The organism is Pseudomonas sp. JC1203 (assembly GCF_056175065.1).
Map to the genome: position 1 here is coordinate 1 of NZ_JBWCAM010000003.1, position 10,873 is coordinate 10,873.

Annotated in this window: 10 protein-coding genes and 1 pseudogene; 6 read left to right on the forward strand and 5 right to left on the reverse strand. The window is 66.7% G+C overall.

The window, feature by feature from the left end; translation table 11 throughout:
* Window positions 1-207: pseudogene (locus AC0SZ7_RS05365) on the forward strand (hypothetical protein); the annotation flags it as partial.
* Here AC0SZ7_RS05365 and AC0SZ7_RS05370 read toward each other — a convergent pair.
* The gene (locus AC0SZ7_RS05370; protein WP_475503397.1) at window positions 166-1,032 is read right to left on the reverse strand and encodes a LysR family transcriptional regulator; all 867 of its coding nucleotides are present in this window, start codon (window positions 1,030-1,032) and stop codon (window positions 166-168) included. The pseudogene AC0SZ7_RS05365 and the gene AC0SZ7_RS05370 sit on opposite strands and share 42 nt — an antisense overlap.
* 95 nt (window positions 1,033-1,127) lie before the next feature.
* Between AC0SZ7_RS05370 and AC0SZ7_RS05375 the strand changes: the two genes are divergently transcribed.
* The 3 genes from AC0SZ7_RS05375 (at window position 1,128) to AC0SZ7_RS05385 (ending at window position 3,902) form a co-directional block, all read left to right on the forward strand.
* Window positions 1,128-2,507 carry an MFS transporter gene (locus tag AC0SZ7_RS05375; RefSeq protein ID WP_475503398.1) on the forward strand — a complete coding sequence of 460 codons (1,380 nt, stop codon included), beginning with the start codon at window positions 1,128-1,130 and terminating at the stop codon, window positions 2,505-2,507.
* A 166-nt stretch (window positions 2,508-2,673) separates the two neighbouring features.
* Window positions 2,674-3,477 carry a PhzF family phenazine biosynthesis protein gene (locus tag AC0SZ7_RS05380; RefSeq protein WP_475503399.1) on the forward strand — a complete coding sequence of 268 codons (804 nt, stop codon included), beginning with the start codon at window positions 2,674-2,676 and terminating at the stop codon, window positions 3,475-3,477.
* Complete coding sequence (locus tag AC0SZ7_RS05385) at window positions 3,474-3,902, forward strand: GNAT family N-acetyltransferase (protein WP_475503400.1); 429 nt, start codon at window positions 3,474-3,476, stop codon at window positions 3,900-3,902. The genes AC0SZ7_RS05380 and AC0SZ7_RS05385 overlap by 4 nt, the downstream gene beginning before the upstream one ends.
* A gap of 26 nt (window positions 3,903-3,928) precedes the next feature.
* Here the strand turns inward: AC0SZ7_RS05385 and AC0SZ7_RS05390 are convergent, their stop codons facing one another.
* The 4 genes from AC0SZ7_RS05390 to ydiJ form a co-directional block, all read right to left on the reverse strand.
* Window positions 3,929-4,288 (reverse strand): YciI family protein, encoded by a 360-nt coding sequence (locus AC0SZ7_RS05390; protein ID WP_475503401.1) that lies wholly within the window; start codon window positions 4,286-4,288, stop codon window positions 3,929-3,931.
* 64 nt (window positions 4,289-4,352) lie between these two features.
* Complete coding sequence (locus AC0SZ7_RS05395; protein ID WP_475503402.1) at window positions 4,353-5,534, reverse strand: MFS transporter; 1,182 nt, start codon at window positions 5,532-5,534, stop codon at window positions 4,353-4,355.
* Between the two features lie 219 nt (window positions 5,535-5,753).
* Window positions 5,754-6,479: a hypothetical protein gene (locus tag AC0SZ7_RS05400; protein ID WP_475503403.1), complete on the reverse strand. Its 726-nt coding sequence runs from the start codon at window positions 6,477-6,479 to the stop codon at window positions 5,754-5,756.
* Between the two features lie 258 nt (window positions 6,480-6,737).
* Complete coding sequence (gene ydiJ, locus AC0SZ7_RS05405) at window positions 6,738-9,755, reverse strand: D-2-hydroxyglutarate dehydrogenase YdiJ (RefSeq protein ID WP_475503404.1); 3,018 nt, start codon at window positions 9,753-9,755, stop codon at window positions 6,738-6,740.
* Between the two features lie 33 nt (window positions 9,756-9,788).
* On the opposite strand from ydiJ, the gene AC0SZ7_RS05410 reads away from it, so the two are divergent.
* Together AC0SZ7_RS05410 and AC0SZ7_RS05415 are read left to right on the forward strand one after the other, a co-directional pair.
* Window positions 9,789-9,911, forward strand: coding sequence for a hypothetical protein (locus AC0SZ7_RS05410; RefSeq protein ID WP_475503405.1), 123 nt, complete (start codon window positions 9,789-9,791; stop codon window positions 9,909-9,911).
* Window positions 9,908-10,798: a LysR substrate-binding domain-containing protein gene (locus AC0SZ7_RS05415; protein ID WP_475503406.1), complete on the forward strand. Its 891-nt coding sequence runs from the start codon at window positions 9,908-9,910 to the stop codon at window positions 10,796-10,798. Before AC0SZ7_RS05410 ends, AC0SZ7_RS05415 begins: the two co-directional genes overlap by 4 nt.
* Window positions 10,799-10,873: the final 75 nt, after the last annotated feature.

Sequence of the window (10,873 nt, forward strand, 5' to 3'; positions counted from 1 at the left end):
AGCGGCATCCTCAACCGTGCCGACGTCGAGCTGATGGAAATCAGCGAGGTGTATTCGTTCCTGGTGGGCGAGGCGTTCATGCGCGCCGAGCACCCTGGCGACGAACTGCAGCGTTTGTTCTTCCCGGCACACCGCAGCGCACCCGGACGCCGCCTGCGGCAGCTGCTACGGGGCGGTGTCGAACGTCTCGCTTATCACGTCCACTAGGAACGCCATCACCGCGCGCAGCAACGGCGAATGCCGCAGGTCTGCGTGCAGCACCAGCCAGATCTCCCGGGCAAACCCTTCACCCTCCAACGGCAGGCGTTGCAACAACGGGTCGGCATCGCCCATGAACCGTGGCAGCCCGGCCACGCCCACGCCGGTGCGTGCGGCAGCGTGCTGGGTGGTGAGGTCGGTGACTTCGCAGGCAACCGGCCGTCCCTGGGCCACGGCCATCATCCATTGCTGGTGAGGCATGTCGGCAAGCTCTGGCCCGTAGGTGATGAACTGCCATTGCGCAGGGGCACTCAGATGTTCGTAGTCGACGCTGGCATACAGACCGAACGGCATGCTGCCCACTTTGCGCGTGACGCTGTCCGGCTCGGTGGGCCGGTACAGGCGCACGGCAATGTCGGCTTCGCGGCGGCCCAGGGACACGCTATGCACCTGGCTGACAATGGACAGTTGCACCTGTGGGTACTGCTGCTGAAAGCGGCGTAGCGTCGCAGCGAGGAAGTTGCTGGCCAGTACCGGCGGTGCACTGAGGACTACCCGGCCTGCCGCCGGCGAATGCTCGGCGCGCACCACGCGCTGCAAGGCGAAAGCGCTGGCCTCCATCTCGCTGGCCAGCGCGAACACCTGCAAACCCACCGCAGTCAGCCGGCAGGCACGCGGCAGGCGGTCCACCAGGCGTACCTGCAACTCCGCCTCCAGCGCGCCAAGGCGCCGGCTGACCGTGGCATGGTCAACCTTCAAGGCCCGCGCCGCACCGGCCAGGCTGCCGGCGTGGCCAATGGCAAGGAACACGCGAAGACTCTCCCAATCAAACATCGGTGCGTTTTCTCCAGTCAGCAGTGCGCATATACGGAATTTTCGCACAGAAGCAGGCACGTTAGCGTGAAGACCTCAATCTGGAGGTCAAGCCTATGTTCAGTTCCACTGCCAGGAAGGTCCAATTCGCCACCTGCCTGGGGTTTTTTATCGTGCTGATGGACGTCAGCGTGGTCAACGTGGCGCTGCAGGCCTTGCGTCAGGACTTGTTGGCCAGCGTCACCGACCTGCAGTGGGTAGTGAACGCCTACGCCATGGTGTTCGCCGCGCTGCTATTGATGGCCGGCACCCTCGCCGACCGGTTTGGCGCCAAGCGGGTGTTCATGCTCGGCTACGCGCTGTTTGCGCTGGCGTCCATGGGCTGCGGCCTGGCGCAGGGTTTGGTCGCCTTGATCGGCTGGCGCCTGGCCCAGGGGGTGGGCGCGGCGCTGTTGGTACCCACGTCGTTGTCGCTGTTGCAGCACGCCTTCCAGGACCCGGCCGCGCGCAACCGTGCCGTGGGCTGGTGGGGTGCGGGCGGCGGCATTGCACTGGCGGCGGGCCCGGTGGTGGGCGGTGTATTGATCGCCACATTGGGCTGGCGCAGCCTGTTTTTCATCAACGTGCCGGTCGGCCTGCTCGGCCTGTGGCTGACCGCCCGCCACGCGCCCCGCTCCCCCGTACAGCCGCAACGCAGCCTGGACGTGCCCGGGCAACTGGCAGCGGTGCTGACCCTGGGCAGTTTCACTTTTGCCCTGACCCAGGCCAGCGCCCTGGGCTGGGCCAACCCGGTCATCATCGCCGCCGCAACGGCCTGTGTAGTGGGCGCTGTGCTGTTTGTGTGGCTGGAGGCCCGCGCGGCGCGGCCAATGCTGCCCCTGGCGCTGCTGCGCGACCCGCTGCTAGCCAGCGCCAACACCATCGGGGTGCTGGTCAACCTGGTGTTCTACGGCATGGTGTTCGCCCTGAGCCTGTTCTTCCAGACCATCGAACACTTCACGCCCGAACAGACCGGCCTGGCGTTCCTGCCGATGATGGCGATTCTCATGGCGATGAACATCCTGGCTGGCCGGCTGGTGCAGCGAATCGGCCGGCAACGCCTGGCAACCATGGGCTTGCTGATCTCGGCACTCGGTTATTGGCTGATGCTACCCGCGCTGGCCGCCCACAGCTTTGGTTGGCTGATACTGCCAATGCTGCTGGCTGGCGGTGGCATTGCTTTAACCATCCCCACCATTACCGGCGCAGCGCTGGCGGCCGCAGCCGGGCACCAGGCCGGGGTGGCGTCCGGGTTGCTGAACGCAGCGCGGCAGGTGGGCGGCATCACCGGCGTGGCGTTGTTCGGCTTCCTGATCCGCGATGCCGCGCCGCAGGCATTCATGCGCGGCATGAACTACGCCCTGATGATCTGTGTGGTAACGCTGCTCACCGCAGCCGCCCTGGCCTGCGCCGGGCTGCGCCCTACCCCGCACCCATTACCCCACACCACCCCGTAGCAGCTGCCGCCAGGCGGCGTCCGGCACCGCTGCGGTGGTGCATGGAGGACGCCGCCAGGCGGCAGCTGCTACGGGGACTGTATCGTGGACATAATCGCGATCTGTCACTTCTGGGCGGTGCGTGGGGTTGTTAACGTGCGTGCACGGATCGGCAAGGACTTAGCCCATGCAACTCCCCCTCTACCAGATCGACGCTTTCACCTCCCGCCTCTTCGCCGGCAACCCTGCCGCCGTGGTGCCCCTGGACGCCTGGCTGCCCGACGAGGTCATGCAAGCCATCGCCATTGAAAACGCCTTGGCGGAAACCGCATTTTTCGTGCGTAACGAACGTGGTCATTATGAGATTCGCTGGTTCTCGCCGTTCACCGAAATCGACTTCTGCGGCCACGCCACCCTGGCCAGCGCCTTCGTGCTGTTCAACCAGCTTGGCGCCCCGGAAACCCTGACCTTCTGGGCCAAAGCCGTCGGCGACATTCCGGTGCGCCGCCTAGCAGATGGCAAGCTTGAACTGAGCTTCCCAGAACTTGCGCCCACGCCGCTCACCGAGGTGCCGACAGCGTTGGTCGAAGGGCTGTCGATTGCCCCCAGCGAATACTGGGTCAGCCGCCAGGCGTACTTTGCCGTGTACGAAAACGCGGCGCAGGTGGAGGCCGTGGTCACGCGTTGCGACCTGCTGAAAACCCTGGCCCCACGCGACGTGGTGGTCACCGCGCCGGGCGTTGCCCACGACTTCCACTCCCGCTATTTCTGGCCGGCCAACGGCGGCGAGGAAGACTCGGTCACCGGCTCCATCCACGCAGGGCTGGCGCCGTTCTGGGCCAAGCGCCTGGGCAAAACCCGCCTGCAAGCACTGCAAGGCCTGCAACGCCAGGGCGAACTGGACTGCCGCGTCGAGGAAGGCCGCGTGTTCGTCGCAGGCCATGCGGTGCAATACCTGCAAGGCGTGATCACCGTGAGGGCCGGCCAATGAGCGTGCGCATCGAACTGGACAACAACCCTGGCGAAGCCGAGCGCAACGCCATCGTCAAGCCGCTGCGCGCGTACAACATCGCCAACGCCGGCAGCACGGTGCCGGAAACCTTCGCGCTGCTGGTGCGCGACGAGCAGACCGACGAAATCATCGGCGGCCTGTATGGGAAGTTGTTCTACCGTTGGATGTTCATCGAACTGCTGGTGGTGCCCGAGCAGACACGTGGCCAAGGCACAGGCTCACGCCTGATGGAAATGGCCGAGGCGCACGCGCGGGCCAAGGAATGCGTGGGCATCTGGCTGGACACTTTCAGCTTCCAGGCCCCGGCGTTCTACCAGCGCCACGGCTACACCGAGTTCGGCCACATCGACGACTACCCGCCAACCCACACCCGCCACTTCTTCCAGAAACGCCTGCTCCCGTAGCAGCTGCCGAAGGCGGCGTCCGGGCGTCACTCGAAATCCGACATCTCATAAAACGGCCGGATTTCGATTTCGCTCGGGCCGGGCATAGGGTTGGGGCAACGCTTGACCCACGACACCGCCTCGTCCATGTCCTCGACCTCCCAGATCCAGAACCCCGCGACCAGCTCGCGGGTGTGGGCAAACGGGCCATCGCTGACGGTGCGCTTGGTGCCATCGAACGCGACGCGTTTGCCTTGGGATGACGGCTTCAGGCCATCGGCAGCCTGCAGTAGCCCCGCAGCCACCAGTTCGTCGTTGAATTTGCCCATCGCCTCCATCAGTTCGGTGCTGGGCAGCGTGCCCGTTTCGCTCTCTTCAGTAGCCTTGACCAATACCATGACGCGCATGACCTGCCTCCTTCTGCAAAGGTTGGACAGTTATCAGCGTAGCGCAAACCCACGGTTGCATCCCTCAGGCAGCGGCTGCGCACGTAATGCGCCCGCCGATCACCCGCGCCACCGCCAGGGCCCAGACCAGCAAGGCCATGACTGCCACGCTGACCAGCATCCCATGCACCCCCGCCGCGCTGATGACCTTGCCCATCACGAAGGGAAAGCCGAACACGCCGATGAAATACGCCAGGCTGAACAGCAGCAGCGCCTGGGCCGTGAGCCGCGGCGGTGCCTGGTTGGCGGCGAGGCCGTTGATGACCGAGTAGTTCAAGCCATAGCCGACCCCCAGCAGCGCGGCGGTCAGCAGGTAGCTGAGGCTGCCGTGCACCCAGCTGGAGAAGCCGAACACCGCTGCCAGCATCAGCGTGGTCAGCACCGCGGAGGCGGCCAACGGGTTGCGCTTCACCACCCACCCGGCAATCAGCAAGCGGCAGGCGATAGCCGCGCCCATGAAGCCAATGAAGAACAGCGAATAGTCCAGGCCCAGGCTGGCGGCGTAGCTGGTCTGGAAGCTGCCCATGCCGCCAAAGATCGCGCCGCCCAGGCCTACCATCAGAATCGACAGCGCGGCGCGCGAGCGCAGCACCTGGGCGGCGCTGGCCAGGCTGATCTGCACCGGCTCGCCCGAGCCTTGCGCGCGGCTGCCAAGCCGCCAGAAATACGCCCCACCCACCACCGCGCACGCGGCGGCCAGCAGGAACGCGCTGTGCACCGGCAGGCCATACAGGCTGGCCAGCTTGCCGGCCAGGGGGCCGCTGCCGATGCCGGTCAGCATGCTGCCCGACAGCAACGCGAAACAGTGGGTGCGCCGGGCCGGTTCGACCATGGCCGCCACCATGATCGGCCCCAGGGTGTAGAACAGCCCCCAGCCGATGCCCAGCAGCAGGCCGCAGCCCAGCAGCGCCACGCCCAGCCCCGGCACCAGGGCAAAACCCAGCGAGGCCAGCACCAGGCAGCCGGCGCCAAACGCCACCGAGCGCCCGGCGCCCAGGCGCTGCATCACATGGCCCGACACCAGCACCGCCAGCAAGGTACTGACCATGGCCACGGCAAACACCTGGCCGGCATCGCGCTCGCTGCCGCCGTGGCTGGCCACCAGCAACGAAAGCAGGAAGGTGCTGCCATAGGCAATGGACAGCAGGAAACTGGCGGCGCAGAACAGGCCGAAGCGCGAACCGGGGCGTTGGGCAGATGTGGGCATCAAGGGCATTCCGTGCGGAGTAGTCGCGCTGTTGTAGCACGGCCTTGAACACGGTTCGTCATGCAAATGGCGGAGTCAGGGTCAGGAACGACGCACCTGTCGGCGGGCTGCCGAGCCCATGGCAGCTGCCGCCAGGCGGCGTCCGGCCACGGCGCGGTACACCTCGAAATACGCGGCGCGTCGTGACGCAGCCTGGCGGCAGCTGCTACGGGTTTGCGGTCAGCGCAGGCCTATGGAAACCATCAGTTTCGCCAGGGCATCGTCGGTGCTGTCCTTGGTGTCGTTGGGCGATACACCGGCGGACCTGGCGCGGGCCAGTTTCCATTCCGAGGTGGCCTTTTCCGCGTCGCTGACGTTGTCGAGGAACGACGCCGTCAGCGTCAGTATCTGGTTGTAATCGTCCACATGCTTCAAGCCCAGGGCATCGGCCTGGGGGCCCGTGACCTGGCCGGTGGCCAAGGCCTGTTGTTGGTGCATCAAGCCGTAGGCCGAAGCCTGCTCTTCATCCGAGAACAAGCCGCCCTCGTTCTGCGCCACCGCCAGCAATGAGCGGCGGTCAAGGCTGCCGAACAGGCTGTTGCGGTCCTGCTCGGTGTTGGAGAACGGGTTGCTGGTAGCGGCCATCGCCGCATACACGGCATCCAGGCGGTTGCGGGCGTCCTGGCTGATCTCGTCGTCGGAAAGCCCGGTAGAGCTGGAAGTGGCCTGGGGCAATACTGCGCCCAAGGCCAGGGCATCGGTGTTGAAGCCTTCACGGCCAGTGAAGAAAGCACCGTAGAGGCTGGCGGCCTGGCTTTTGGTGACCGCGTCGATGCTCAGGGTGACGGTGGCATCTTTGGCCTGCTTGCCAGGCTGCACCACGGTGCTGATCACCGTGGTGGATTGTGCGGCCTTGCTGGCGGCAAGGTTGGTGATCGACTGCTGGGTATACAGATTGATGCGCATCCTGCGCCTCCATGTACGTGTGAGCGACCTCCTTGTATCGGCAACGACACAAAAAACTGTAGCAGCAACTGTCTTGTGGGAGCTGGGGTGGCCGCGAGCGTTTTTTTTCCCAAAAACAACCCGGGGCCCCCCCAGCCCCCGGGGGTGGCCCGGGCACGCCTGCCCCCCCCCCCCCCCCCCCGCCCCCCCCCGCTCCCACAGGATGTAGCAGCAACTGTCTTGAAACGACGTCGCGATGCAGGCGACGCGATTCCTCCTTTACAGCAGGTGCTGCAGCACCACCTCCAGCGGGTGGCGCAGTTCGCGGTCGGCCATGCGCTTGACCTGGCTGCGGCACGAATAGCCGGTGGCCAGGGCTTCGCCCTGCTTGTCCAGCTTGCCGGCCCAGGACTGCTCGAAGATGGTCCGCGACGTGCCCTGGTTGCGCGCCTCGTGGCCGTAGGTGCCGGACATGCCGCAGCAGCCAGTGGCTTCGGTGGCCAATTTCAGGCCCAGGCGCGCGAACACCTGCTCCCACTGGCGGGTGCTGGCCGGCACGTTGGTTTTCTCGGTGCAGTGGGCCATCAGGCGGTAGTTGCCGGTAGCGCTGGCGGCCTGTTCGGGCAGCACGTCCATCAGCCATTCCTGCGGCAAGGCCACGGCCGGGCATTCGCCCAGGCCCGGCACTTTGAGGTATTCCTGGCGGTACACCAGGGTCATGGCCGGGTCCAGGCCCACCAGGCGCACGCCGCAGTCGGCCACGGCCTTGAGCTGGCGGGCGTTGCGAATGGCCGCCTTGGCAAAGGCACCGAGGAAGCCCTGCACGTGCAGGGGCTTGCCGTTGGCGCTGTAGGGCGCCAGGAACACCCGGTAGCCCAGGCGGTGCGCCAGGTCGATGAACGCAGCCAGCAGCGGCGTTTCGAAATAACGGGTGAAGGCATCCTGCACCAGCACCACGCTTCGCTCGCGTTGCGCCGGGGTCAGTTCGGCCAGGGCCGGCAGCGTGGCCACCCGCACGTTGCAGCGGGTCAGCGTGGCCTGCAGGTTGTAGCGGCTGATCAGCGGGCTGTCGACCATGCCGGCCTGGCCCTTGAGCAGCCGGCCAATCAGCGCCGAACCCATCACCGCGTTGTACAGCCCCGGCGCGTGGGCCAGGTACGGCAGGGTGAATTCCAGCGAACCGATCAGGTAGTCACGCAGCGGGCGCTGGTAGCGGCCGTGGTACAGCTCGAGGAAACGCGAGCGGAACTCGGGCACGTTGACCTTCACCGGGCACTGCCCCGCGCAGGACTTGCACGCCAGGCAGCCGGCCATGGCGTCGTACACCTCATGGGAGAAATCGGCCTGGCCACGACGGCGCGCCAGGTTATTGCGCAAGCGCGTGGGCAGGCCCTTGAGCCACGACACCTGGTTGCGCGCCGCCGCCAGCACGTCGATGTCTGCCGCGCCCTGCAGGCGCAGCCACTCGCGAAGCAGCGAGGCACGGCCCTTGGGCGAATGCTGACGTTCGCGGGTGGCTTTCCACGACGGGCACATGGCGTCGTCGGGGTCGAAGTTGTAGCAGGCACCGTTGCCGTTGCAGTGCAGCGCGGTGCCGTAGTCCTGCCAAACACGCTCGTCGATCTGGCGGTCGTAGTCGCCACGCAGCGGCGCTTCATCGACCTTGATCAGGCCTTCGGCGCTGTCCGGCGGGGTGCAGATCTTGCCGGGGTTGAGCTGGTTGTGCGGGTCGAACGCGCCCTTGAGCTGTTGCAGCGACGGGTACAGTTCGCCGAAGTAGGCCGGCACGTATTCCGAGCGCAGGCCCTTGCCGTGCTCGCCCCACAACAGGCCACCATAACTTTGCGTGAGCGCCGCCACCGCATCGGAGATCGGCTTGACCAGCGCGGCCTGGGCCGGGTCTTTCATGTCCAGGATAGGCCGTACGTGCAGCACGCCGGCGTCCACATGGCCGAACATGCCATACGCCAGGCCATGGCTGTCCAGCAACGCGCGGAAGTCGGCGATGTAGTCGGCCAGTTTCTCGGGCGGCACTGCGGTGTCTTCCACGAACGGCTGCGGCCGTGCCTCGCCATCGACGTTGCCCAGCAGGCCCACCGAGCGCTTGCGCATGGTGTACACGCGGTTCACCGCGCCAGCGCCTTCGGCCAGGGTGTGGCCCAGGCGCTCGATGCTCTTGTCCGCCTGCAAGTGTTCGACGAAGGCGGCCACGCGGGCGTTGACCTCGGCCGGGTCGTCGCCGGCGAATTCCACCAGGTTGATGCCCAGGGTCGGGCGGGCCGGGTCGGCCGGGAAGTACTCGGCCACGGCGTGCCAGATGATGTCCTTCATCGCCAGCAACAGCACCTTGGAGTCCACCGTCTCGATGGAAATCGGCGTGTGCTCGAGCAAGGCATTGGCGTCGCGCAGGGCGTCCATGAAGCTTGCGTAACGCACGTTGACCACCACCTGGTAGGTGGGAATCGGCAGCACGTTGAGCTTGGCTTCCACCAGGTAGCCCAGCGAACCTTCGGCGCCGCACAGCACGCTGCTGAGGTTGAAGCGCCCCTGCTCGTCGCGCAGGTGCGCCAGGTCGTAGCCGGTCAGGCAGCGGTTGAGCGGCGGGAAGGTGCGCTCGATCAGCTCGCCCTGGGTTTCCTGGATCTTGCGGGCGGCGCGGTACACCTCGCCAGCACGGCCCGGCACGGCGCAGGCCTGTTCCAGTTCATCGTCGCTCAGCGGGTAGGTATGCAGGCGCTGGCCGCCCAGCAGCACGCTGTGCAATTCCAGCACGTGGTCGCGGGTCTTGCCGTAGGTGCAGCTGCCCTGGCCGCTGGCGTCGGTGTTGATCATGCCGCCCACGGTGGCGCGGTTGGAGGTGGACAGCTCCGGGGCGAAGAACAGCCCGTGGGGCTTGAGCGCGGCGTTGAGCTGGTCCTTGACAACCCCCGCCTGCACGCGCACCCAGCGCTCCTCGACATTGATTTCGAGGATGTTGTTCATGTGCCGCGACAGGTCGACGACAATGCCGTCGGTCAGCGACTGGCCGTTGGTGCCGGTGCCGCCGCCACGCGGGGTCAACTTGACGCCCTGGAAGCGCGGCTGGGCCATCAGCGTGGCAACGCGCGCGACGTCCTCGGCATCGGCCGGGAACACCGCCGCCTGGGGCAGGCGCTGATAGATGGAGTTGTCGGTGGCCAGCACCGTGCGGGTGGCGTAGTCGGTGCTCAGCTGGCCCTTGAAGCCGGCGCTGCGCAGGGCTTCGAGGAATTCGGGGTACAGGCTGGCCGGTGCGGTGCCGGTCAATTGGGCGATCATCGGGGATGGCCTCGTCTTTATGTCAGGATAATCATGGATACTGGCCTGGGCGTGCTGGTTATCATCGGCCAGGTAGCGGATGATGCCAATGATCCCGGAGCCTGGCGCCCGGCACAAACCGATATTCGCACCTGCATTGATGACTTTTACGAATGAATTACCGCAACCTCACCCCGTCCATGTCGGTGCTGCTGGCCTTCGAGGCGGCGGCACGCCATGAGAGCTACACCCGCGCTGCCGAGGAACTGTCCCTGACCCAAAGCGCGGTAACCCGCCAGGTGCAGGCCCTGGAGCAACAACTGGGGGTGGCCCTGTTCCGCCGCGAAGGCCGCGCGGTGAGGCTTACCGAGGTGGGCCGGCTTTACCAGCGCGAAATCAGCGAGGCCCTGGGCCGCGTGCGCAGCGCCACCCTGCACGCCATGGCGCACCAGGCCGGCAGCGGCAGCCTGCGCCTGGCCACGCTGCCCACCTTCGGTTCGAAATGGCTGCTGCCACGCCTGCATGACTTTTACCGCCAGCACCCGGAAATCATGGTGCACATCAATTCGCGCATCGAGCCGGTGGACTTCGAGACCAGCGGCATCGACGCCGCCATCGTCGTGGCCACCGGTGACCAGCCCGGGCTGATCTGCCACCGCCTGTACGCCGAAGAGCTGATGGTGGTGCTGTCGCCGACCCTGGCGGCCACCCGCGCCGAATGGACGCCGGCGGCCATCAGCCAGCAGGTGCTGCTCAGCGTCGCCAACAACCCCAACGCCTGGGGCGAGTGGTTCGCCCACCATAGCCTGGCGCACCAGAGCATGCGCCTGGGGGCAAGCTTCGAGCTGACCTCGCACCTGGTGCAGGCAGTGCGGGCCGACATCGGCATCGGCCTGGTGCCGCGCGTGTTGATCACCGAAGAGCTGGCCAACGGCGAACTGCTCAGCCCCGCCCTGCCCTACGCCAGCGCGCGCAGCTATTACCTGGTGTACCCACCGCGCAACCGCGCGTTGCCGGCGCTGGAAGCGTTCCGTGGGTGGTTGCTGGGCAACGTGTCCCCGTAGTGGGGGGGGGGGGGGGGGGGGGGGGGGGGGGGGGGGGGGGCGGGGGGGGGGCGGCCCCCGCCCCCACCCCGCAGC

Bases quoted from the DNA above. Each gene is read 5' to 3' on its own strand.
- AC0SZ7_RS05385 (WP_475503400.1), top strand. From the start codon at position 3,474: ATGAGCGTGCGCATCGAACTGGACAACAACCCTGGCGAAGCCGAGCGC.
- AC0SZ7_RS05400 (WP_475503403.1), bottom strand. From the start codon at position 6,479: ATGCGCATCAATCTGTATACCCAGCAGTCGATCACCAACCTTGCCGCC.
- AC0SZ7_RS05390 (WP_475503401.1), bottom strand. From the start codon at position 4,288: ATGCGCGTCATGGTATTGGTCAAGGCTACTGAAGAGAGCGAAACGGGC.
- AC0SZ7_RS05410 (WP_475503405.1), top strand. From the start codon at position 9,789: ATGGATACTGGCCTGGGCGTGCTGGTTATCATCGGCCAGGTAGCGGAT.
- AC0SZ7_RS05380 (WP_475503399.1), top strand. From the start codon at position 2,674: ATGCAACTCCCCCTCTACCAGATCGACGCTTTCACCTCCCGCCTCTTC.
- AC0SZ7_RS05375 (WP_475503398.1), top strand. From the start codon at position 1,128: ATGTTCAGTTCCACTGCCAGGAAGGTCCAATTCGCCACCTGCCTGGGG.
- ydiJ (WP_475503404.1), bottom strand. From the start codon at position 9,755: ATGATCGCCCAATTGACCGGCACCGCACCGGCCAGCCTGTACCCCGAA.
- AC0SZ7_RS05370 (WP_475503397.1), bottom strand. From the start codon at position 1,032: ATGTTTGATTGGGAGAGTCTTCGCGTGTTCCTTGCCATTGGCCACGCC.
- AC0SZ7_RS05415 (WP_475503406.1), top strand. From the start codon at position 9,908: ATGAATTACCGCAACCTCACCCCGTCCATGTCGGTGCTGCTGGCCTTC.
- AC0SZ7_RS05395 (WP_475503402.1), bottom strand. From the start codon at position 5,534: ATGCCCACATCTGCCCAACGCCCCGGTTCGCGCTTCGGCCTGTTCTGC.